Raw genomic sequence first — 21,492 nt, 5'->3', positions numbered from 1 at the left:
ATTGTCATGGATACATTGAGGCATGCCCGAGGCCCGCTACAAGCAACTCGTCGACCGGCTCGCGGCGGACATCCGCGCCGGCCGCCTGCGCCCCGGAACGCGCCTGCCGACGCATCGCGCGCTCTCGGCCCGGGAAGGCATTTCGCTGGTCACGGCCACGCGCGTCTACGCGGAGCTGCAGGCCATGGGGCTGGTGAGCGGCGAGACGGGCCGCGGCACCTTCGTCAAGGAGCCCTTGCCCCGGGGCCAGGGCGTCGACCTGCATGCCTGGAACGCGGACACGGTGGACCTGAGCTTCAACTCGCCGTCCTCGCCGGGCCAGGCCGAGCTTCTCCGGGCAGCGCTGCGCCAGCTCGCGGTCGCGGGTGACCTGCAGTCCCTGCTGCAATACCAGCCCCACGGCGGGCGCGAGCATGAGCGCGCGACGGTGGCGCGCCACCTGGCCAGCCGGGGCCTGGCCGCATCGGCGGAGACCACCCTGCTCGTCAGCGGCGCACAGCACGGGCTGACGACCACCGCCATGGCCTTGCTCGAGCCCGGCGACGTCGTGGCCGTGGATGCGTTGACCTACCCGGGCTTCAAGCTGGCCGCGGAAGCCCATCGGCTGGAACTGGCACCGATCCCGGCCGCGGGGCATGGCCCCGATCTGGATGCGCTGGCGGCGTTGTGCCAGCGCCGCCGCGTGCGCGCCGTCTACGTCATGCCGACGCTGCACAACCCGCTCGGCTGGGTCATGAGCGCGACACGCCGCCGTGATCTCGTGGCACTCGCCCGGCGCCATGGATTGATCCTGATCGAGGATGCGGCCTACGCCTTCCTCGTGGAAGGCGCGCCCCCGCCCCTGGCCGCGCTCGCGCCGGAGACCACCGTCTACGTGTCGAGTCTGTCGAAGAGCGTCGCGACGGGTCTGCGCGTGGGCTTCGCCCAGGCACCGCGCGAGTGGGTCGGCAAGCTCGAGCGGACCGTCCGGGCGACCACCTGGAACACCCCCGCGGCGATGACGGCCATCGCCTGCGGCTGGCTGGAAGACGGCACGGTGAAGCGGCTCGAAGCCGACAAGCGGCGGGATGCCACGCTGCGCCAGGGCCTCGCGGCCGGCATCCTGGGCAAACTGAAGACGATCAGCCACCCGAACTCGTACTTCGTCTGGCTTCCCCTGCCGCACGAGGTGCGCGCGGACGCCGTGGCCATGGCGCTGATTCGCGAGCGAGTCTCCGTGTCGACCGCGGTGCCCTTCTCGGCCTCGGCGCAGGCGCCGCACGCCATCCGGCTGGCGCTCGGCTCCGTCGACCTGGCCACGCTCAGGCGGTCGCTCGAAACCGTGGCCCGCGTCGTTGCCGACCAGACCTTCTGACCGGCAAGCGCCGCTGCTCAGCGCTGGATCTCGCCGTAGGTCGCGGCGCCCTTGGCGCTGATCGCCCGCGCTTCCGAGCGCACGGTGGCGCGGTCCGCCAGGCGGGCCGGCATCGCCACGCCCGTTCCGCCATTGCTGATCTGCACGGGGCGCAGCGCGTCCTGCTGCACCGCAGCGCGCGACAGCGACGGTTGGAAGGGTTGTGGCGGCAGCGGATTCTGCTCGCCCTGGAAGGCCTGTGCGCCGAGGCTGGCGAGACTCGCGAAGCCAACAGCGGCCAACGGGACGAAGCGGCGGAATGTGATCTTCATGGTGGTGCTCCAGGGGGTTGAAAGCCGCCGCGACTCACGCGGCGGACTGCCACTGATACGCTGCGCGCCGCGCCTTGGATTCACCTGGCAGACCTTGGATGGCAGCCGGGTCGCCTGCCCCCCTTCCTGCATGTCAGCCCCCTTCTTGCACTGCCACGCGACCGCGTCCGGCGATTGCACTTTCGGAGGGCGCCCACACTCCAACCCAGTACACGCCGAGCAAGGAGACACAACATGCCGGACGACCTCAGCAAGCGCGGACCGCAGGACCGGTCGCGCATCAACGTCAGCGAAATCCACGAGCTGCGCTACTGGACCCAGACGCTGGGCGTCAGCGAAGCACAGCTGAGAGCGGCCGTGGCGGCCGCGGGCACTTCGGTCGAGGCCGTCCGCCAGTACCTCGGCAAGTGAAATGAACGACAAGGCGGCCAGGAGCCGACCATGGCCAGGAACATCGTGTTCGTCTACCGGGGCTTCCACTTCATGTGCAGCGCCGAGAAGGAGGGGCCGGCGCGCTTCCGGCCCATCGTCATCCGCGAGCTGGGATGGCCCAGCGAGCAACGCGTGCCGCTCATGAACGATGCCGACTTCTGCAGGACCGAGGCGGAAGCCATCCGTCATGCGGAGCACCAGGCCATGCAGTGGGCGGACAGCCGGCTGGTGGTGCACGAGGCTTGACAAACTGTGGGGCTGCGGGTTTCCGGCCGCGTATGCGCGGCTGCCGCGCAGCATGAACTGTCCGCCGCGAAAAGGAGAGTCTTCATGCCGATGGAACTGCTTCGCCAGATCGCCCAGCAGACGCTGCCCTGTACCGTCTACGCGCCGGCCGAGATCGACAAGCTGCGCGTGCTGCGTGCTGCCGACCTGGTGACCGCCTTCATTCCCCCCGCCGAAGCGCTGCCGCACGGCTGCGAGAGCCACAGACCGGCCCAGGTGCTGGCCATCACGGCGAAGGGGCGGCAGGCCCTCCAAGGGCAGCTGGAGGACGCGATAGCGCCCGAGCACCAGCTGGCCAGGATGCATCCATAGTTGCCAAAACTAGGGAAGTCACTGATCAATCGGTGCATCCAAGTATCGAAAGCGGCAATAGCAGTACCAATTCCGCAAGGCGGAGTCTCCAGAATCGGTTGAAGCGACTGCCTCGTCGCCAACCACAAGGAGACAACACATGAAGCGTTTTCTGAAGGCGGGACTGGTGCTCGCGCTTGCCAGCGCCGGCCTGGCCGCCCATGCCGCGACCGAACTGGTCGTCGCGACGGTGAACAACGGCCACATGATCGAAATGCAGAAGCTCACGCCGGCATTCGAGAAGGCCTATCCGGACATCAAGCTCAAGTGGGTCACGCTCGAGGAAGGCACCTTGCGCCAGCGCGTCACCACCGACATCGCCACCAAGGGCGGCCAGTTCGACGTGATGACCATCGGGATGTACGAAACGCCGATCTGGGCCAAGAAGGGCTGGCTCCATCCCATCGCGACCGACGCCGCCTACGACATCGACGACCTGCTGCCGGCCATGCGCACCGGCCTGTCGGCCGACGGCAAGCTCTTCGCGGCCCCCTTCTACGGCGAGAGCTCGATGCTGATGTATCGCAAGGACCTGGCCGACAAGGTGGGCTTCAAGATGCCCGATCAGCCGACCTGGGTCCAGGTGAAGGAGCTTGCCGGCAAGATCCACGACCCCAAGGGCGGCGTCTACGGCATGTGCCTGCGCGGCAAGCCCGGCTGGGGCGACAACATGGCACTGATCACGACCATGGTCAACACCAACGGCGGCCAGTGGTTCGACATGAGCTGGAAGCCGCAGATCGATACCAAGCCCTGGAAGGACGCGATCAGCTTCTACGTCGACATCATGAAGGCCTACGGCCCGCCCGGTGCATCGGCCAACAGCTTCAACGAGAACCTGGCGCTGTTCAACGAAGGCAAGTGCGGCATGTGGGTGGACGCAACCATCGCCGCTTCGTTCGTGAGCGATCCCAAGCAGTCGAAGGTGGCCGACAAGGTGGCCTTCGCGCAGGCGCCCACCGCCGTGACACCGAAGGGCGCGAACTGGCTCTGGGCCTGGGCGCTGGCGATCCCCGCCGGCTCGCAGAAGGTGGATGCGGCGCAGACCTTCATCAAGTGGGCGACGTCCAAGGACTACATCAAGCTGGTCGCCAAGGAGCAGGGCTGGGGCGCCGTGCCCACCGGCACGCGCAAGTCGACCTACGCCACGCCGGAATTCATGAAGGCGGCGCGCTTCGCGGAGGCGGAGAAGAAGGCCATCGACACCGCCAATCCGAACGACAGCACCCTGCCCAAGTCGCCCTACGTCGGCGTGCAGTACGCGGCGATTCCCGAGTTCCAGGCCATCGGCGTGGCGGTCGGCCAGCAGATGAGCGCGGCACTCTCCGGCAAGACCACGGTCGACCAGGCCCTCAAGACCTCGCAGACCGCGGCCGAGCGCGAGATGAAGAAAGCCGGGTACTACAAGTGAGCTCGCTGACCCCCTCCTCCGCGGGGGAGGCCCGGGTCGGCGGCGGCGCGGCGTCCACGACGGACGATGCGCCGGCTCGCCCCGGCTTCTCCCAGAGCGGGAAGAAGAACAAGAAAACCGCCGCTGCCACCGACCGCTTCCTGCCCCGTGCGCTGATGGCGCCGGCGGTGATCACGCTCTTCCTCTGGATGATCGTGCCGCTCGTGATGACGATCTATTTCTCGTTCGTCAACTACAACCTGATGCAGCCCGGCGAGCATCCCTTCGCCGGCCTCGAGAACTTCCACTACTTCGTCACCGACCCGGATTTCTGGCCGGCGGTGTGGAACACGCTGCTGCTGATCGGCAGCGTGATCGTGAGCACGGTGGTGCTGGGCGTGCTGCTGGCGCTGCTGGTCAACGAGCCCTTCCCCGGCCGCGGCATCGTGCGCGTGCTGCTGATCTCGCCCTTCTTCGTCATGCCCACGGTCAACGCGCTGCTGTGGAAGCACATGATGATGAACCCGATCTACGGCGTGCTCGCGGACGTCTGGCGCGCCTTCGGCGCCGAGCCCGTCGACTGGCTGACCGATGTGCCGCTGCTGTCCGTGATCATCATGATCGCCTGGCAGTGGCTGCCCTTCGCCTGCCTGATCTTCATTACCTCGCTGCAGTCGCTGGACCGCGAACAGATGGAGGCCGCGCGCATGGACGGCGCGAGCGCGCTGCAGCGCTTCGGCTACCTCACCATCCCTCACCTCGCGCGGCCGATGGCGGTTGTGATCATGATCGAGATGATCTTTCTGCTGTCCGTCTTCGCCGAGATCGCGGTCACCACCAACGGCGGCCCGGGCAACGAGAGCACCAACCTCACCTACATGATCTTCAAGCAGTCGCTGATGAACTTCGACGTGGGCGTGGCCTCGGCCGGCGCGCTGTTCGCGGTGGTCCTGGCCAACATCGTGGCGGCCTTCCTGATCCGCATCATCGGCAAGAGCCTGGACTGAGGGGACAACGACCATGCAAACCGACAGTATTGTTCCCGTGGTCCTGCGAACGGCCGGCGCGTGGGCAGTCTCGCTGCTGCTCTTCTTCCCGCTGGGCTGGCTGGTGCTGACCTCCTTCAAGACGGAGTTGCAGGCGATCCACGTACCGCCGCTCTTCGTCTTCGAACCCACGCTCGAGAACTTCTCCGAAGTGCAGCGGCGCAGCGACTACCTGCTGTTCGCCAAGAACTCGGTGATCACGAGCGTCGGCTCGACCATCCTCGGCCTGCTGATCGCGGCGCCGGCCGCGTACTCGATGGCCTTCTTCCGCACGAAGCGCACGCGCGACATCCTGATGTGGATGCTCTCGACCAAGATGATGCCGGCGGTGGGTGCGCTGGTGCCGATCTACGTGCTCGCGCAGACCGCCGGCCTGCTCGACTCGCGCACCGCGCTGGTCGTGGTGTTCACCCTGTCGAACCTGCCGATCATGGTGTGGATGCTCTACACCAGCTTCAAGGACATCCCGCCGGAGATCCTGGAAGCGGCGCGCATGGATGGCGCCACGCTGTGGACCGAGTTCCGCAACGTCGTGATGCCGCTGTCGGTCGGCGGGCTCGCCTCCACCGGCCTGCTGTGCCTGGTGCTGAGCTGGAACGAGGCCTTCTGGGCGCTCAACCTGAGCTCGGCCAAGGCCGGGACGCTGGCGGTGCTGATCGCCTCCTACTCGAGCCCCGAAGGCCTGTTCTGGGCCAAGCTCTCGGCCGCCTCGCTGCTGGCCATCGCACCGATCGTGGTGTTCGGCTGGTTCAGCCAGAAGCAATTGGTCCAAGGCCTCACCTTCGGCGCCGTGAAATGAGACCACCCCCAGGCTGCGCGCAACGATGCGGCCGGATGAAAGACAAGTACAGGAGATTCGTATGGCTTACCTCCAACTCGACAACATCAAGAAGAGCTTCGGCGACACCCACGTCATCAAGGGCGTGGATCTGCAGATCGACAAGGGCGAGTTCATCGTCTTCGTCGGTCCCTCGGGCTGCGGCAAGTCGACGCTGCTGCGCCTGATCGCCGGGCTCGAGCCCATCACCAGCGGCACCCTCTCGCTCGACGGCCGCGACATCACGCGCACGCCATCGGGCAAGCGCGACCTGGCGATGGTGTTCCAGAGCTATGCGCTCTACCCGCACATGAGCGTGTACGACAACATGTCCTTCGCCCTCAAGCTGGCGAAGGTGCCCAAGGATGAGATCAAGACCAAGGTCGAGTACGCGGCCAAGCAGTTGAACCTCTCGCAGTACCTGCACCGCACGCCCAAAGAGCTCTCGGGCGGGCAGCGGCAGCGCGTGGCGATCGGCCGCGCGATCGTGCGCGCGCCCAAGGTCTTCCTGTTCGACGAGCCGCTGTCCAACCTCGATGCGGCGCTGCGCGGCAACACCCGCGTGGAGATCAGCAAGCTGCACCGCGCGCTCGGCGCCACCAGCATCTACGTGACGCACGACCAGGTCGAGGCCATGACGCTGGCCGACCGCGTGGTGGTGCTGCGCGACGGCCTGATCGAGCAGGTCGGCACGCCGATGGAACTCTACGACCGCCCGGCCAATCAGTTCGTCGCCCAGTTCATCGGCATGCCTTCGATGAACATGGTGCAGGCGCAGGCCATTCCCAGCTTCTCGGCGCAGGTGAACGGCCGGCTGCCGAGCGACGGCTTCCTGGGCGTGCGGCCCGAGGGCCTGCGCGTGCATCCGCAGAGCGGCGCCGGCGCGGCGGGCCGTGTGGAATTGGTCGAAGCGCTGGGGGCCGACACGTTGATCCACGTGGACGTCGGCGGCGTGCCGCTGGTGGCTCGGCAGAACGAGCGCACGCCGCTGCACCCGGGCGACGCGGTCAATGTGGAGCTCGACCCCTCGGTGCTCCACTTCTTCAACCGCGAAGGCCGCACCGTCGCCGCCTGAAATGACGCTCTCCCCCAGGCTCCCCCACTTCGTGTGGTCCGCCAACCCCCTCACCGGGGGCAACACCAGCGGCCCGGCAAAGCCGGTTCCGCGGTGTTCCACCAACGGGCGTGGCTTCGCCGGCCGCAGTACGGAGGTGCGGAGTGCGGGAGGGCTACCGAGATGAAACGCGCCATGCCAGTTCCTCTTCTCTCCGAGTTCGTGATCCTGCATCTCGGACTCGGCTCCTTCCATCGCGCCCACCAGGCGGTCTACCTGCAGCAGCTGATCGAGGCTGGCGATGCACGCTGGTCGATCTCGGGCGCGAACCTGCGGCCGGACATGGCCGAGGTGGTCACCGCCCTGCGCGCGCAGGACGGCTGCTACACGGTGGAGACCGTGTCCCCGGCCGGCGACTACCGCTACCAGCGCGTCGGCGCCATCCGCGAGGTGCTGCCCTGGGAGCCGTCGCTGGCGCGCGTGGTCGCGCGCGGCGCCGACGCGCGCACGCGCATCGTTTCCTTCACGGTGACCGAGGCCGGCTACTACCTCGACCCGCAGGACCACCTCGACCTCGACGCCGCGGAGCTCGCGCAGGACCTCGAGCGCGCGCGGCGCGGCGAGGCGGGCCAGACCATCTACGGCGCTACCTGCGCCATCCTTCGCGCACGCCGCGACGCCGGCGCGGGCCCGGTGACCCTGCTGAACTGCGACAACCTGCGCCACAACGGCGAGCGCTTCCGCCGGGGCCTGCTCGAATTCATCGGCCACGCCGGCCTGGCGGATCTCGCGGACTGGGTGCGCGACAACACCCGATGCCCCAACGCGATGGTCGACCGCATCACGCCGCGCCCGCCGCCCGAGCTGCGCGAGCGCGTGCGCGAGGCGACGGGCCGGGACGATGCCGCCGCCGTCACCGCCGAGCGCTTCACCCAGTGGGTGATCGAGGACGACTTCATCCACGGCCGGCCCGACTGGGCCCGCGTGGGCGTGGAGCTGGTCGATTCGGTGGCGCCCTACGAGGAGGCCAAGATCCGCATCCTCAACGCCAGCCACAGCTGCATCGCGTGGGCCGGGACGCTGGTGGGCCTGCAATACATCCACGAGGGCACGCAGAACCCGGCCATCCGCCGCATGGCTTTCGACTACGTGACCGAGGACGTGATCCCCTGCCTGCACACGCCCGAGCGCCCGAGCCCGATCGACCTCGGCGCCTACCGCGACGTGGTGCTCGAACGCTTCGGCAATCCCGCCATCCGCGACACCAACCAGCGCGTGGCGATGGACGGCTTCTCCAAGATCCCCGGATTCATCGCGCCCACCGTGCGCGAGCGCCTTGGGCGCGGCGAGGACATTGCGAGCGTCGCGATGCTGCCGGGTCTGTTCCTGGCATTCCTGCAGCGCTGGCACGCGGGCGCTCTGCCCTACGTCTACCAGGACCAGGGGATGGACGAGGCGGCGGCGCATGCGATCTGCGCAGCGCCCAACCCGGTCGCCGCGCTGTGCGCCGATCAGGGGCTGTGGGGCGACGTCGCGGGCGATGCCCGCCTGACGGCGGCGGTGCGCGGTGCCGCCGCGCGGGTCCATGACTTCATCGAGGAAACGGCAGCATGAATGAACGTCTCGAAGGGCGCCATGTGCTCGTGACGGGTGCCGGCGGCGGCATCGGACTCGCCATCGCCGAGGCCTGCCTGCAGGCGGGCGCGCGCTGCACGCTGGTCGACCGCGCGCCCGCGCCGCCGGAGGGCGTGGCGGCGCTCCAGCGCAGCCATCCCCAGCGGGTGGTGTACCTGCCGGCCGACGTGACCGACACCCATTCGGTGGCGCACCTGCTGGAGGCGGCACAGGCGGCCGGCGGACCGGTCCATACACTGGTCAACAATGCCGCCCTCTTCGACATGGCGCCGCTGCTGGAGAGCGACGAGGCCTCCTTCGACCGACTCTTCGCCGTCAACGTGAAGGCGCTGTTCTTCGTCATGCAGCGCGTGCTGCGGCACATGGTCGACCATGGGGCGCCGGGCTGCTCGGTCATCAACATGGCCTCGCAGGCCGGGCGGCGCGGCGAGGCGCTGGTGTCGCACTACTGCGCGACCAAGGCGGCCGTCATCAGCTACACCCAAAGCGCGGCGCTGGCGATGGCGCCGCACGGCATCCGCGTCAATGCCATCTCCCCGGGCGTGGTCGACACGCCCATGTGGGACCAGGTCGATGGGCTGTTCGCCCGATACGAGGGCCTGCCGCCCGGCGAGAAGAAGCGCCGGGTCGGGCTGGAGGTGCCCCTGGGCCGCATGGGCGTGCCGGCCGAAATCGCCGGCGCCGCCGTCTTCCTGGCCAGCGACGAGGCCCGCTACATCACCGCACAGACGCTGAATGTCGACGGTGGTAACGTCATGGGCTAGAAGGTGTGGAGAGACCGGCCATGACATCGGCGCGCCAACGCCACCTGCCCCGCCACCGAGAGCCCGAGCTGGAGCGCGACATCGCGCGCTCGCCCTCGCTCGGCTACGAGGCGCCCGAGGAGGCCGGCCTGGTCCGCTGCCTGGCCCACGGCTTCCCGAGCCCGCTGGTGCGCTGGCATTTCCACGAGGAATACGAGCTGCACCTGATCACCGAGACCTCGGGCAAGGCCTTCATCGGCGACTGGATCGGCCCCTTCCAGCCCGGCCATCTGGTGCTGTGCGGGCCGCGCCTGCCGCACAACTGGATCTCGCTGGACGCGCCGGCCGGCGGCGCGGCGGGGCGGGACCGGGTGATCCAGTTCCGCCACGAGCCCATCGAAGCCGCGGCGGCCGGGATCCCCGAGCTGCGCGAGGTGATGCAGCTGCTGGAGCGCTCGCGCCACGGCATCGAGTTCTTCGGGCTGGCCGAGCGCGCGCAGGCGCACTGGGACGCGGTGAAGGCCGCGCACGGGCTGCGCCGCTTCGCTCTCTTCTGCGACTACCTGGCCGACCTGGCCCAATGCACCGACTACCGGCTGCTCTCCAACGTGCAGATGCAGGGCGTGGAGGGCGAGGCCGGCGTCGACCAGATCAACGTGATCGTGGACCGCATCACCACCAACCTGGCCGAACCGATCGTGATGTCCGACATCGCGGCCGAGCTGGGCATGAGCGAGAGCCGCTTCAGCCGCTTCTTCAAGCGCTCGACCGGCAACAGCTTCACCGACTTCGTGAACCGCGTGCGCATCAACAGCGCCTGCCACCTGCTGATGCAGACCGACCACTACGTGACGGACATCTGCTACCAGGTCGGCTTCAACAACGTCGCCAACTTCAACCGGCGCTTCCTGGAGATCAAGGGCATGACGCCGACCGAATTCAGGCGCCAGGCCGATCACCGTTTCGGCTGAGGAGCGGCGCTTGTACTTGGGGCTCGACCTGGGCACTTCGGAGCTGAAGGCCCTGCTGCTGGCGGACGATCACCGCATCGTCGGACTGGCACGCGCGCCGCTCGACGTGAGCCGGCCCGCGCCGCTCTGGTCGGAGCAGGACCCCGCGCAATGGTGGGAGGCGCTGGAAGCCGTGATGGCCGAACTTCGGCGCACGCAGCCCGCCGCGCTGTCCGCGGTGCGCGCCATCGGGCTGTCGGGCCAGATGCACGGGGCCGTCGCGATGGACGCGCAGCACCGCGTGCTGCGCCCCGCCATTCTCTGGAACGACGGCCGCAGCGCCGCCCAGTGCCGGGCGCTCACGGCGCAGGTACCGCGGCTTGCGGCCATCGCCGGCAACCTCGCAATGCCGGGCTTCACCGCGCCCAAGCTGCTGTGGATGCGCGAGCACGAGCCCGCGCTGTTCGCACGCATCGCGCACGTGCTGCTGCCCAAGGACTGGCTGCGCTTCATGCTCGGCGGCGCGTTCGCCAGCGACATGTCGGATGCCTCGGGCACGTTGTGGCTGGACGTGGGCGCGCGCGACTGGTCGGGCGAACTCCTGGGCGTCTGCGGCCTTGCGCGCGCGCAGATGCCGCGGCTGGTGGAAGGCAGCGCGCCGGCCGGGCAGCTCCGGCCCGAGCTCGCGCAGCGCTGGGGCATGGCGCCGAACATCACGATCGCCGGGGGCGGCGGCGACAACGCGGCCAGTGCGGTCGGGATGGGCCTGGTCGAGGCGGGCCAGGGCTTCGTCTCGCTCGGCACCTCGGGCGTGATCTTCGTGTGCACCGACCGTTTCGAGCCGCGGCCGGAAGCCGCGGTCCATGCGTTCTGCCATGCACTGCCTCGGCGCTGGCACCAGATGTCGGTGATGCTGTCGGCCTCCAGCGCCATCAGTTGGGCCGCGCGCGCCTTCGGGCTCGGCGACGCGGCGGCGCTGCTGGCCGCGGCCGCCACGGTGGGCGACGCGGGGCGCCGGAGCGCGCCGCTCTTCCTGCCCTATCTGTCGGGCGAGCGCTCGCCGCACAACGACGCCGATGCGCAGGGCGTGCTCTTCGGCCTGACGCATGCGCACGGGCCAGCCGAGATCGCCTACGCGGTGGCCGAAGGTGTCAGCCTGGGCCTGCGCGACGGGCTGGACACGCTCGCCAGGCCGGCCGGCGACCTGGTGCTGGTGGGCGGCGGCGCGCGCAGCACCTGGTGGGCGCAATTGCTGGCGGACGTGCTGGAAACGCCGCTCGCGATCTGCGAGGGCGGCGAGGCCGGCGCGGCGCTCGGCGCGGCGCGGCTGGCCTGGCTGGCGGACGGCGGGCCGCCCGCCGAGGTCTGCCGGCAGCCCGCGGTACGGCAGCGCTTCGCGCCCACCATCGGCCCGGCGATCGAGGTTCAGCGTGCGCGCCACGCGCGCTTCAGGGCGCTCTATGCCCGGTTGCGGCCCTTCTTCGTCGCATCGGACGCTGCGCCGCAGGAGGATTGACATGTTCGTGGTCTGCGGCGAAGCCCTGATGGACGTCTACGTGCTGGAAGCGACCGCCACCGGCCTGCGCATGGACGCCCGCATCGGCGGCTCGCCCTTCAACGTGGCGGTGGGCCTGGCACGGCTGGGACGCCGCGCGGCGCTGCTGACCGGCCTGTCGCGCGACGCGGCCGGCGAGCGACTGGTGCAGGCGCTGGCCGCCGAGGGCGTGGACCCGCGGCTGGTCGTGCGCAGCGACGCGCCGAGCACCCTGAGCGTGGTGAGCGTGGATGCGGCCGGCATGCCGCACTACACCTTCTACGGCCACGGCACCGCAGACCGGGCCATCCATGCCGACAACCTGCCCGCGCTGCCGGCGGAAGCACGCGTGCTCCAGTTCGGCTCCTATGCGCTGGTGGTCGAGCCGACAGGCAGCGCCCTGCGCGCCCTGGCCGCGCGCGAGCGTGGCCGCCGCCTCGTGGCCTACGACCCCAACGTGCGCCTCAACGTCGAGCCCGACCTCGCCCGCTGGCGGCAGACGGTCGAGGCGATGGCGGCGCTGGCGCACATCGTGAAGGTCAGCGACGAGGACCTGGAACGCCTCTACCCCGGCTCGGCGCCCGGCGAGGTGGCGCGGGGCTGGCTCGCGGCCGGCGCGCACCTGGTGGTGCTCACGCGCGGAGCGCAGGGCAGCGAAGCGTGGACGCACCGCCTGCATGCGACCGAGGCAGCGGTGCCGGTGACGGTGGTGGATGCGGTGGGCGCCGGCGACACGTTCCAGGCTGCCTTGCTGACCTGGCTGGACGAGCGAGGTGCCTTGAGTACCGAGGGTCTGGCGGCACTCGATGCGGCAGGCCTGGCCGCCCTGCTGCGCTTCGCCTCCCGTGCAGCCGCCATCACCTGCTCGCGCCGCGGCGCCGACATGCCGCGGCGTGCGGAACTGGATTAGAAGAAAACTGTCGAGCGCTGCAGCCTAGAGCAGCGAGTGGTCGGTGGTGAGCATGCAGGAGTCCGCCTCGCCCGCCATCCGGGAATCGTGCGGGCCCGCGGGCCGCGTCATCGGCGCCTGGGCCGAATCCCCGCCGATGCCCATGGCCGCCATCGGCTTGCCGAAGGGCGCCAGGCCCTGCAGCACGCGCAGCGCCGAGGCGCCCTGGATCAGCGCCTCCGAATAGTCGGGCAGTCCCTTGGTGGAGGAATCCACCGGCCGATAGACCAGGCACTCCTCCGAGTCCGCCTGCACAGCCTCCATCAGAACCCAATGGAATTCAAAGGGCTCGAGTTCGAGGACTGTCAGGGCAAGATCGCGAAGCGCCATGGGGAAACCTCTTATTCGGTTGTTTCAGCGAATTGTTACAGATGGAGAATCTGCGACAAAGGTACTTTTGCACGATGTGCCTCGGCGACGGCCGAAGGGCTCCGCCGCCGCGTGACAGGTGCCACGCCGGCACCATCTTCGTCACCCGAGCCGCACCGGCACGAAGATGCGGTCGCCGTCGCGCTGGATCAGCAGCGCGACCGACTTGTCGGCCTTGGCCGCCACCTCACGCACCTGCTCCACGCTCTTGGCAGGCGTGCCGTTGATGGCCAGCAGCACGTCGCCGGGCTGCACGCCGGCAAGGGCCGCGGGACCGCCGGCATCCTCGATCAGCAGGCCGGCCTCCACGTGCGCCTGGCGCCGCTCCTGCGGCTGCAGGGGCCGCAGCGCGAGGCCGAGCTTGCCCTGGCCGGTGCCGGCATCGTTCTTCGCGACGGTGCGCGTCTTGTCGCCGGCATCGCCGAGCCGGGCGCTGAGCTCGTGGCGCTCGCCCTGGCGCCACACGTCCAGGGTGACGCGGCTGCCGGGCTTTCTCTGCCCGATCAGCGCCGGCAGGTCGCCCGAGGCGACGATCGGCTCGCCGTCGACCTTGCGGATCACGTCGCCCGAACGCAGGCCGGCCTCGTCCGCGGGGCCGCCCTTCTCCACGTTCGACACCAGCGCGCCCTCGGGCTTGTCGAGCTTGAAGGAGTCGGCGAAGGTCTGGTTGACCTCCTGCACCGCCACGCCCAGGCGGCCATGGGTCGCCTTGCCGGTGGCCACGATCTGGTCCTTGACCTGGATCGCGATGTCGATCGGGATCGCGAAGGACACGCCCTGGAAGCCGCCGCTGCGGCTGTAGATCTGCGAGTTGATGCCCACCACCTCGCCGCGCGTGTTGAGCAGCGGGCCGCCCGAGTTGCCAGGGTTGATCGCCACGTCCGTCTGGATGAAGGGCACGTAGCTGTCGTCGGGCAACGAGCGCCCCTTGGCGCTGACCACGCCGGCCGTCACCGTGTTCTCGAAGCCGAACGGCGAACCGATGGCCAGCACCCATTCGCCGACCTTCAGGTCCTTGTTGCTGCCCAGCGCGAGCGTCGGCAGGTTCTTCGCGTCGATCTTGAGCACGGCGATGTCGGTCTTGGCATCCGAGCCCACCACCCTGGCGCGGAACTCGCGGCGGTCGGTCAGCTTGACCGTGACCTCGCTGGCATCCTTCACCACGTGGGCGTTGGTCAGGATCACGCCGTCGGGGCTGACGATGAAGCCCGAGCCCTGGCCGCGCACGGGCATCTCGCGCTGCTGGCCGCGCGGGCCGAAGCCGCCGCCGAAGCGGCGGAAGAACTCGAGCATGGGGTCGTCCGGGTCCATGCCGGGCGTGCCCTCCAGGGCGGTCTTGGTGGTGCCGGTCACGCTGATGTTGACCACGGCCGGGCCGTCGCGCGAGGTGATCGCGGAGAAATCGGGCATGGTGACCAGCGGCGTGGCTGCGGCGGCCGCCGGCGCGGCAGCCGATGTGCCCAGGGCGCTGGCGCTGGTGTAGGCGCCCGCGCCGACGGCGCCGATCACGCCGGCAGCGGCGAGTGCGGCTGCGAGCGCACGGGGCGAATTCAGACGGACTTTCATGGAGCTTCCTTTCGATGTGTCAGCGGAAAACACGATGGAAAGGAATGTCGGCGTTGTCGCTTAAGCCCGTCTTAAACCGTGGAGGGGAAGCGCACCGCGACGCGCAGGCCGCCGAGGGCCTCGGAGCGCCCGATGTCCAGCTGCGCGCCATGCTGGTCGGCGATGGACTTGACGATCGCGAGCCCCAGCCCGCTGCCCGGCGCCTGCGGCTCGCCGGCGCGGTAGAAGCGGTCCAGCACGCGCTCGCGCTCCCCGGCCGGCAGGCCGGGGCCGCTGTCCTCGACGGCGAGTTCGGTGGCGCCGTTGCGTCGCGCGATGCGAATGTCGACACGCCCGCCCTCCGGCGTGTACTTGACGGCGTTGTCGAGCAGGTTGCGCAGCAGGGTGCGCAGCGGCTCCGGACGGCCCAGCACGCGCGCGGCGTCGGCGTCCGCATCGGCGATGCCGATGTCGATGCCGCGTGCCTGGGCCGCGGCAATGGCATCGGAAAGCGCCAGGCGCGCAACCTCGCGCAAGTCCACGGTCTCGGGCGGCGCGCCGGCCGCGGCGCTGGCCTCCTGGCGGGCCAGCGCCAGCATCTGCTCGACCAGGCGGGTCGCTCGGTCGATGCCCGCGGCCAGGCGGCCGACGGCGAGCTCCCGCGCGGCATCGTCGTGCGCACGCTGCAGGCCCTGCACCTGCAGCTTGAGCGCGGCCAGCGGCGATCGCAGCTCGTGGGCCGCGTCGGCCACGAAATGCTTCTGCGCCTCGAAGGCGCGGCGCACGCGGTCGAACAGCAGGTTGAGCTCGTGCACCAGCGGACGCACCTCCTCCGGCAGGCCGCCTTCGCTGACCGGCGACAGGTCGTCGGCCTGGCGTGACGCGACCTGGCTGCGCACACGCGCCACCGGCGCCAGCGAGCGGCTCACCACCCACCACACCACCAGCATCAGAAGCGGCGCGGCGAGCGCGATCGGGCCGACCGTGCGCAGTGCCAGGGTGCCCGCCATGTTCCGGCGTGCGGCCATGTCCTGCGCGACCTGGATCACCAGCGTGCGGCTCTGCAGCGAGAAGACGCGGTAGGTGGTGCCGCGCGCGCGGACGTTGGAGAAGCCCAGCACGGCGCGCTGGGGCAGCGCGGCCTGTGCGGCCGACTCGAAGATGCGCTGGCCGTCGAGCGTCCACACCTGCACGACGAACTCGAAGTTCTCCTCGCTGTCGCCCAGCCCGCTGACCGCCGCGCTCGGCGGCAGGCCCGCACGCAGCGACAGGGCCATCTGCTGCATGTGGTAGTCGAAGATCTGGTCGGCCTCCTCGAGCACCGTGCGGTAGGCGACGAAGCCCTGCACGCCGGCGGCCAGCACGATGGCTGCGAGCAGAAACAGCAGCAGCCGCGCACGCAGGGATTTCATGTTGGCCCCCACGCTCGGCACTGCGTGTCCTCGCTGCCCGCCGAGGGGGCGCGCGCTTGCTTGGGGCGGCCCGGCGCGGCGTGCTTCATTCCTTCGGCACCATGTACCCGACCCCACGCACGTTGCGGATCAGATCCGCGCCCAGCTTCTTGCGCAGGCCATGCACGTAGACCTCCACCGCGTTGCTGCTGATCTCGTCCTTCCAGCCGTACAGCTTTTCCTCCAGCTGCGCGCGCGACAGCACCATGCCGGGCCGCGCGATCAAGGGCTCCAGCACGGCCCACTCGCGCGCGGACAGCACCACGGGCTGGCTGTTCACCGTCACCTCGCGGGTGGTCGGGTGGATGCTCACGCCCATGTGCTCGTAGACGGGCTCGGCCCGGCCCGAGGCGCGACGCAACAGGGCGCGGATGCGGGCCAGCAGTTCGTCGAGGTCGTAGGGCTTGAGCACGTAGTCGTCGGCGCCGGCGTCCAGGCCCTCGATGCGCTGCTGCACAGAATCGCGCGCAGTGGCGATCAGCACCGGCATGCGCTGCTTGCGCGCGCGCAGCGCTCGCAGCACGTCCAGCCCGTCGCGGCGCGGCACGCCGAGGTCCAGCAGGACCAGGTCGTATTGCTGGGTGCGCAGCGCGGTGTCGGCGCTGTCGCCATCCTTCACCCAGTCGACCGCATAGTTCTCGGCGCGCAGCAGGTCCAGCACGGCCTCGCCGATCATCACGTCGTCTTCGAGCAGCAGGAGTCGCATGGTGGTTCGTCCGGCAAAGGGGTGTTCGAGATCGTAGCGGCGGCGAAGTTCAGAGCAGCGAGCGCACCTCGCGCGCCGCCTCGAACAGAAGGGGCAGCATGTCGCGGCGCAGCCCCTCTTCCTGGTAGCGCGCGCCGGACAGCACCACGTTGAGCGCGGCCACGGTATGGCCCTGCATGTCGCGCAGCGGCACGGCCAGCGCCTGTACGCCGAGCTCGTGCTCCTCGCTCGCGAAGCAGAAGTCGTCCTTGCGCACCTGGGCGACGCGCTGGCGCAGCAGCCGCGCCTGGGTGACGGTGTGCGGCGTGAGCCGCGGCAGCACGCGTCCCTTGAGCCATTGCGCGAGCTGCGCTGCGCTCAACGCGGCCAGCAGCACGCGACCAGTGGAGGTCGCATGCGCGGGCAGCCGCGCGCCGAGGTGCAGACCGTAGGCGAGCACGCGCGTGGGCGTGCCGTAGCTGCCGCTGCGCGCGATGATCACCACCTCTTCGCCGTCCAGCACCACGGCGGAGAAGGACTCGCCGGTCTGCGCCGCCAAGCGGTTGAGCGTGGGCTGCAACGCGCGCGGCAGCCGGGAGGAGGCGAGGTAGCTGCCCGAGAAGCGCAGCACCTTCGGTGCCATCCAGAAGTAGCTGCCGTCGGTCTCCAGGTAGCCCAGGTGGGCCAGCGTGAGCAGGTGGCGGCGGGCCGCGGCGCGGGTCAGGCCGGCGCGCTCGGCGGCCAGCGTGGCATTGAGGCGCTGACGCTCGGTGTCGAAGCTCTCGAGCACGGCCATGCCCTTGGCGATGCCCTCGATGAAGTCCGGCTTGGCGATGGTCATGGCGGCTGGAGGTTCAAGTGTTGCGCGATCATCGCGCAGGCGGCCTCATCATCGCACAGAGCATGCCGGCAGGGCGCTCCGAAAAGCCTGCTTCGCCCTACGCTTGGCCTCATTGCCAACCAGGAGACATTCATGCGCACCCAGGTCGCCATCATCGGCGCCGGCCCGGCCGGATTGCTGCTCGGCCAGCTGCTTTTCAAGGCCGGCATCGACAACGTCATCGTCGAGCGGCAGACCGCCGACTACGTGCTCGGCCGCATCCGCGCCGGCGTGCTGGAACAGATCACGATGGACCTGTTGACGCGTGCAGGCGTCGACACGCGCGCCAAGGCCGAGGGGCTGCCGCACGAGGGCATCGAGCTGTTGTTCAAGGGGGCTCGGCACCGCATCGACATGCATGGGCTGACCGGCGGCAAGCAGGTCACGGTCTACGGCCAGACCGAGGTGACGCACGACCTGATGAATGCGCGTGAGGCCGAGGGGCTGGCCACCATCTACAGCGCTTCCAACGTCAGCCTGCACGGTTTCGACGGCGAGCGTCCGACCGTGCGCTACGAGAAGGACGGCGCCACCCACGAGATCCAGTGCGACTTCATCGCCGGCTGCGACGGCTACCACGGCGTGAGCCGCGCGAGCGTGCCCGCAGGTGCCATCCACACCTTCGAGAAAATCTACCCCTTCGGTTGGCTCGGCGTGCTGGCCGACGTGCCACCGGTGTCGCACGAGCTGATCTACGCGAACACCCCGCGCGGCTTTGCGCTGTGCAGCATGCGCAGCGCCACCCGCAGCCGCTACTACGTGCAGGTGCCAGTGGAAGAGCGCGTGGAGAACTGGAGCGACGAGGCCTTCTGGAGCGAGCTGCGCCTGCGCCTGGACCCCGAGGCGCGCGAGCGTCTGGTGACCGGCCCCTCGCTGGAGAAGAGCATCGCGCCGCTGCGCAGCTTCGTCGCCGAGCCGATGCGCTTCGGGCGGCTGTTCCTGGCCGGCGATGCGGCCCACATCGTGCCGCCCACCGGCGCCAAAGGCCTCAACCTCGCGACCGCCGACGTCGGCTTCCTGTCGCGCGCCTTCGAGATCTTCTACCGCGAGCGCAGCGCCTCGGCACTGGACCGCTATTCGGAGCTGTGCCTGCGCCGTATCTGGAAGGCGGAGCGCTTCTCCTGGTGGTTCACCTCGCTGATGCACCGCTTCCCGGACACCGGCGAATTCGGCCAGAAGATCCAGGAAGCCGAGCTCGACTACCTGGTGCACTCGCGCGCCGCCTCGACCTCGCTGGCCGAGAACTACGTGGGCCTGCCGCTCGAGGATTTCTGAGGCGGCGCCCGGCCCTCAGGGCCCGGGCTGCATCAGCTGCCAGATGCGCGCCGGCGTCAGGGGCATGTCCAGCCGTTCGGTCAGCGCTTCCATGCCGTTGCGCGCCAGCGCATCCGCCACCGCGTTGACCACCGCGGGGGTGGCGCCGATGGTGCCGAGCTCGCCCACGCCCTTCACACCGAGGGGGTTGTTCAGGCAGGGCGTGCTCTCGTCCATCTCGGTCTTGATCATGGCGCTCAGGATCTCGGCGCGCGGCGCGGCGTAGTCCATCAGGCTGCCGGTCACGGGCTGGCCGGTCTCCGGGTCGTAGACCACGCGCTCCAGCAGCGCCTGGCCGATGCCCTGGACGGCGCCGCCCTCGAGCTGGCCGCGCACGATGAGGGGGTTGATGACCCGGCCCACGTCGTTGACGGACGCGTAGGCGACCACGCCGATCTCGCCGGTCGGTGCGTCGATCTCGACCTCGCAGATGTGGCAGCCGTTGGGCCAGGTGGGGCCGGCGACGGCGCTGGTGGAGTCGACGAAGATCTCGCGCTCCGGCTGGCGGCCGGCCAGCGCGAACAGGTCGAGTTGCAGGTCGGTGCCGGGCACCCGGAAGACACCGGCGGCGTACTGCAGGTCTTCGGCCGCGACTTCGAGCTCCTGCGCCGCCAGGGCGCGGGCCTTGTCGATGGTGCGCTCGGCCCCCACGCGCACGGCCGAGCCGCCGGTGAAGATGGAGCGCGAGCCGGCGCTGCCGAAGCCGTCGCCGCGGTCGGTGTCACCCAGCACGATGCGCACCCGGTCGATGGGCACGCCGAAGGCATCGACCACCAGCTGCGCCAGCGAGGTCCCGATGCCCTGCCCCATCGCGTTGACCGCCGAGAACACCTCGATCACGCCGTCGGCCTGTACCGAAACGGTGACGCGCTCCTCGAACACGTTGCCGCCGGTCCATTCCAGGAAGGTGGCGATGCCGAGCCCACGCAGCCGGCCGCGGCCCCGGGACTCTTCGGCGCGAGCGTCGAAGCCCTGCCAGTCCGCCAGTGTCAGGGCCTGGTCCATCACCGATTCGAAGCGGCCGGTGTCGTAGGTCTGCTGCATCGGGTTGGTGTAGGGCATCTGCGCCGGCTGGATGAAATTGCGCCGGCGCAGCTCGATGCGGTCGATGCCGATCTGGCGGGCGGCTTCGTCCATCAGCCGCTCGATGGTGTAGATCGCCTCCGGGCGGCCGGCGCCGCGGTAGGCGCCCGTCGGGGCGGTGTTGGTGAGCACCGCCAGGAAATGGAAGTCGATGGTCCGGATGTCGTAGACGCTGGTCTGCACCCAGGGGCCGATCAGCAGCTGGATCGCGACGCCGGTGCCGGTGGCGTAGGCACCGACGTTGGCCAGGGTACGGATGCGCAGTGCGAGGATTTTTCCCCGCACATCGAGCGCCAGCTCGGCCCGCGCCTCGATGTCGCGGCCGTGGGAGGTGGCGAGGAATTCCTCGCTGCGGTCGGCCACCCACTTGACCGGGCGGCGCAGCACATGGGCGGCATAGGCCACCACGATGTCCTCGGGGTAGGCGCCCGTCTTCATGCCGAAGCCGCCGCCCACGTCGCCCACGATCACGCGCACCTGTTCGCGGGGCAGGCCGATCGCATCGCACACTGAGTTGCGCACGCCCGAGGGCATCTGGGTGCTCATCCGGATGGAGAGGCGCCCCGATGCGGTGTCCACGTCGGCAAGCACCGAGCGCGGCTCGATGGTGAGCGCGACCACGCGCTGGTTGACGATGTCCAGCGCCACCACGTGATCGGCCCGAGCGAAGGCCTCGCTCGCCGCCTCTATGCTGCCGTGGCGCATCTCGGCTGCGATGTTGCCAGTGGCCGCCGGCCAGACCAGGGGGGCGCCCTCGGCCGCCGCGGCCTGGGTATCCACCACCATCGGCAGTTCCTCGTACTCGACCAGCACCGCTTCGGCGGCATCCCGTGCCTGACGCGCGCTCTCGGCGATCACGGCCACGACCGGCTCGCCGACGAAGCGCACCGTGTCCACCGCCAGCACGTGGCGCGGGGGCGTCGCGCAGTCGGCGCCGTCGGCGCGCTTGAAGGCCGCCGCGCCCGGCATGGGCTGCACGCCGGCCTGCTGGAGTTCGGCGCCGGTGAGCACGCGCAGGACGCCGGGCATCGCCGCCGCGCCGGCCGTGTCGACCGATGCCACTTTCGCGTGGGGATAGGGGGAACGCACGAACACGAGATGGGTCTGACCCGGCAGCGTGACGTCGTCCGTGTAGCGGCCGGCACCGGCCAGGAGGCTTTCGTCCTCGAGCCGCCGAACGGCCTGGCCGCTGCCGAAGCGGGAGGGGTTGGTTTCTGCTGTCACCGTGGTCCTCTTTCTGTTGTGCGCCCGCCGCACGCCAGCAACGACTATATGGGCTTCCCGCCTATTCGGCGCCAGACGACGACACGCCCC

The 21,492-nt window shown here is 69.8% G+C and carries 21 protein-coding genes; 14 read left to right on the top strand and 7 right to left on the bottom strand.

What is annotated here, in order from left to right; genetic code table 11:
- The first annotated feature begins 22 nt into the window (after positions 1-22).
- On the top strand, positions 23-1,354 hold the full coding sequence (locus A8M77_RS09740) for an aminotransferase-like domain-containing protein (protein WP_086921350.1): 1,332 nt from the start codon (positions 23-25) through the stop codon (positions 1,352-1,354).
- A gap of 17 nt (positions 1,355-1,371) precedes the next feature.
- Here A8M77_RS09740 and A8M77_RS09735 read toward each other — a convergent pair whose 3' ends face one another.
- Positions 1,372-1,665 (bottom strand): DUF4148 domain-containing protein, encoded by a 294-nt coding sequence (locus A8M77_RS09735; protein WP_086921349.1) that lies wholly within the window; start codon positions 1,663-1,665, stop codon positions 1,372-1,374.
- A gap of 234 nt (positions 1,666-1,899) precedes the next feature.
- Between A8M77_RS09735 and A8M77_RS09730 the strand changes: the two genes are divergently transcribed.
- The 12 genes from A8M77_RS09730 (at position 1,900) to A8M77_RS09675 (ending at position 12,812) form a co-directional block, all read left to right on the top strand.
- On the top strand, positions 1,900-2,076 hold the full coding sequence (locus A8M77_RS09730; protein WP_086921348.1) for a DUF3606 domain-containing protein: 177 nt from the start codon (positions 1,900-1,902) through the stop codon (positions 2,074-2,076).
- Positions 2,077-2,106: 30 nt separating this feature from the next.
- Complete coding sequence (locus A8M77_RS09725; RefSeq protein ID WP_086921347.1) at positions 2,107-2,343, top strand: hypothetical protein; 237 nt, start codon at positions 2,107-2,109, stop codon at positions 2,341-2,343.
- 84 nt (positions 2,344-2,427) lie between these two features.
- Entirely contained in the window at positions 2,428-2,694 is a 267-nt protein-coding gene (locus A8M77_RS09720) for a hypothetical protein (RefSeq protein WP_086921346.1), read from the top strand.
- Between the two features lie 139 nt (positions 2,695-2,833).
- Complete coding sequence (locus A8M77_RS09715; protein ID WP_086921345.1) at positions 2,834-4,144, top strand: ABC transporter substrate-binding protein; 1,311 nt, start codon at positions 2,834-2,836, stop codon at positions 4,142-4,144.
- A 155-nt stretch (positions 4,145-4,299) separates the two neighbouring features.
- A complete protein-coding gene (locus tag A8M77_RS09710) occupies positions 4,300-5,130 on the top strand; it encodes a carbohydrate ABC transporter permease (RefSeq protein ID WP_086921383.1) in 831 nt (276 codons plus the stop codon).
- A gap of 13 nt (positions 5,131-5,143) precedes the next feature.
- The gene (locus A8M77_RS09705) at positions 5,144-5,968 is read left to right on the top strand and encodes a carbohydrate ABC transporter permease (RefSeq protein WP_086921344.1); all 825 of its coding nucleotides are present in this window, start codon (positions 5,144-5,146) and stop codon (positions 5,966-5,968) included.
- Positions 5,969-6,029: 61 nt separating this feature from the next.
- On the top strand, positions 6,030-7,061 hold the full coding sequence (locus A8M77_RS09700; protein ID WP_086921343.1) for an ABC transporter ATP-binding protein: 1,032 nt from the start codon (positions 6,030-6,032) through the stop codon (positions 7,059-7,061).
- A gap of 174 nt (positions 7,062-7,235) precedes the next feature.
- Positions 7,236-8,654, top strand: coding sequence for a D-arabinitol 4-dehydrogenase (dalD, locus tag A8M77_RS09695; protein WP_238136765.1), 1,419 nt, complete (start codon positions 7,236-7,238; stop codon positions 8,652-8,654).
- Positions 8,651-9,439, top strand: a complete 789-nt coding sequence (locus tag A8M77_RS09690) for an L-iditol 2-dehydrogenase (RefSeq protein WP_086921342.1) — start codon at positions 8,651-8,653, stop codon at positions 9,437-9,439. The genes dalD and A8M77_RS09690 overlap by 4 nt, the downstream gene beginning before the upstream one ends.
- Before the next feature lie 20 nt (positions 9,440-9,459).
- Positions 9,460-10,389 (top strand): AraC family transcriptional regulator, encoded by a 930-nt coding sequence (locus A8M77_RS09685; RefSeq protein WP_086921341.1) that lies wholly within the window; start codon positions 9,460-9,462, stop codon positions 10,387-10,389.
- Positions 10,390-10,399: 10 nt separating this feature from the next.
- On the top strand, positions 10,400-11,884 hold the full coding sequence (xylB, locus tag A8M77_RS09680; protein ID WP_086921340.1) for a xylulokinase: 1,485 nt from the start codon (positions 10,400-10,402) through the stop codon (positions 11,882-11,884).
- Between the two features lies 1 nt (position 11,885).
- Entirely contained in the window at positions 11,886-12,812 is a 927-nt protein-coding gene (locus A8M77_RS09675; RefSeq protein WP_086921339.1) for a carbohydrate kinase family protein, read from the top strand.
- 24 nt (positions 12,813-12,836) lie between these two features.
- Here A8M77_RS09675 and A8M77_RS09670 read toward each other — a convergent pair whose 3' ends face one another.
- The 5 genes from A8M77_RS09670 to A8M77_RS09650 form a co-directional block, all read right to left on the bottom strand.
- Entirely contained in the window at positions 12,837-13,181 is a 345-nt protein-coding gene (locus tag A8M77_RS09670; RefSeq protein ID WP_086921338.1) for a hypothetical protein, read from the bottom strand.
- A gap of 141 nt (positions 13,182-13,322) precedes the next feature.
- On the bottom strand, positions 13,323-14,786 hold the full coding sequence (locus A8M77_RS09665) for a DegQ family serine endoprotease (protein ID WP_086921337.1): 1,464 nt from the start codon (positions 14,784-14,786) through the stop codon (positions 13,323-13,325).
- Positions 14,787-14,857: 71 nt separating this feature from the next.
- Entirely contained in the window at positions 14,858-16,177 is a 1,320-nt protein-coding gene (locus A8M77_RS09660; RefSeq protein ID WP_086921336.1) for an ATP-binding protein, read from the bottom strand.
- A gap of 85 nt (positions 16,178-16,262) precedes the next feature.
- On the bottom strand, positions 16,263-16,922 hold the full coding sequence (locus A8M77_RS09655; RefSeq protein WP_086921335.1) for a response regulator: 660 nt from the start codon (positions 16,920-16,922) through the stop codon (positions 16,263-16,265).
- 49 nt (positions 16,923-16,971) lie between these two features.
- Positions 16,972-17,742, bottom strand: coding sequence for an IclR family transcriptional regulator domain-containing protein (locus tag A8M77_RS09650; RefSeq protein WP_086921334.1), 771 nt, complete (start codon positions 17,740-17,742; stop codon positions 16,972-16,974).
- Between the two features lie 132 nt (positions 17,743-17,874).
- On the opposite strand from A8M77_RS09650, the gene pobA reads away from it, so the two are divergent.
- The gene (gene pobA, locus A8M77_RS09645) at positions 17,875-19,056 is read left to right on the top strand and encodes a 4-hydroxybenzoate 3-monooxygenase (RefSeq protein ID WP_086921333.1); all 1,182 of its coding nucleotides are present in this window, start codon (positions 17,875-17,877) and stop codon (positions 19,054-19,056) included.
- A 15-nt stretch (positions 19,057-19,071) separates the two neighbouring features.
- Here the strand turns inward: pobA and A8M77_RS09640 are convergent, their stop codons facing one another.
- Positions 19,072-21,402, bottom strand: coding sequence for a xanthine dehydrogenase family protein molybdopterin-binding subunit (locus A8M77_RS09640; RefSeq protein WP_086921332.1), 2,331 nt, complete (start codon positions 21,400-21,402; stop codon positions 19,072-19,074).
- Positions 21,403-21,492 lie beyond the last annotated feature (90 nt).

Source organism: Variovorax sp. JS1663 (genome assembly GCF_002157355.1).
Lineage (GTDB): Bacteria > Pseudomonadota > Gammaproteobacteria > Burkholderiales > Burkholderiaceae_C > Variovorax.
This window is presented reverse-complemented; position numbering and strand designations above follow the sequence as displayed.

Coding starts and splice junctions, on each gene's coding strand:
- A8M77_RS09655 (WP_086921335.1), bottom strand. CDS start 16,922: ATGCGACTCCTGCTGCTCGAAGACGACGTGATGATCGGCGAGGCCGTG.
- pobA (WP_086921333.1), top strand. CDS start 17,875: ATGCGCACCCAGGTCGCCATCATCGGCGCCGGCCCGGCCGGATTGCTG.
- A8M77_RS09725 (WP_086921347.1), top strand. CDS start 2,107: ATGGCCAGGAACATCGTGTTCGTCTACCGGGGCTTCCACTTCATGTGC.
- A8M77_RS09675 (WP_086921339.1), top strand. CDS start 11,886: ATGTTCGTGGTCTGCGGCGAAGCCCTGATGGACGTCTACGTGCTGGAA.
- A8M77_RS09700 (WP_086921343.1), top strand. CDS start 6,030: ATGGCTTACCTCCAACTCGACAACATCAAGAAGAGCTTCGGCGACACC.
- A8M77_RS09705 (WP_086921344.1), top strand. CDS start 5,144: ATGCAAACCGACAGTATTGTTCCCGTGGTCCTGCGAACGGCCGGCGCG.
- A8M77_RS09710 (WP_086921383.1), top strand. CDS start 4,300: ATGGCGCCGGCGGTGATCACGCTCTTCCTCTGGATGATCGTGCCGCTC.
- A8M77_RS09730 (WP_086921348.1), top strand. CDS start 1,900: ATGCCGGACGACCTCAGCAAGCGCGGACCGCAGGACCGGTCGCGCATC.
- A8M77_RS09650 (WP_086921334.1), bottom strand. CDS start 17,742: ATGACCATCGCCAAGCCGGACTTCATCGAGGGCATCGCCAAGGGCATG.
- A8M77_RS09660 (WP_086921336.1), bottom strand. CDS start 16,177: ATGAAATCCCTGCGTGCGCGGCTGCTGCTGTTTCTGCTCGCAGCCATC.
- A8M77_RS09740 (WP_086921350.1), top strand. CDS start 23: ATGCCCGAGGCCCGCTACAAGCAACTCGTCGACCGGCTCGCGGCGGAC.
- dalD (WP_238136765.1), top strand. CDS start 7,236: ATGCCAGTTCCTCTTCTCTCCGAGTTCGTGATCCTGCATCTCGGACTC.
- A8M77_RS09735 (WP_086921349.1), bottom strand. CDS start 1,665: ATGAAGATCACATTCCGCCGCTTCGTCCCGTTGGCCGCTGTTGGCTTC.
- A8M77_RS09690 (WP_086921342.1), top strand. CDS start 8,651: ATGAATGAACGTCTCGAAGGGCGCCATGTGCTCGTGACGGGTGCCGGC.
- A8M77_RS09715 (WP_086921345.1), top strand. CDS start 2,834: ATGAAGCGTTTTCTGAAGGCGGGACTGGTGCTCGCGCTTGCCAGCGCC.
- A8M77_RS09720 (WP_086921346.1), top strand. CDS start 2,428: ATGCCGATGGAACTGCTTCGCCAGATCGCCCAGCAGACGCTGCCCTGT.
- A8M77_RS09685 (WP_086921341.1), top strand. CDS start 9,460: ATGACATCGGCGCGCCAACGCCACCTGCCCCGCCACCGAGAGCCCGAG.
- A8M77_RS09665 (WP_086921337.1), bottom strand. CDS start 14,786: ATGAAAGTCCGTCTGAATTCGCCCCGTGCGCTCGCAGCCGCACTCGCC.
- A8M77_RS09670 (WP_086921338.1), bottom strand. CDS start 13,181: ATGGCGCTTCGCGATCTTGCCCTGACAGTCCTCGAACTCGAGCCCTTT.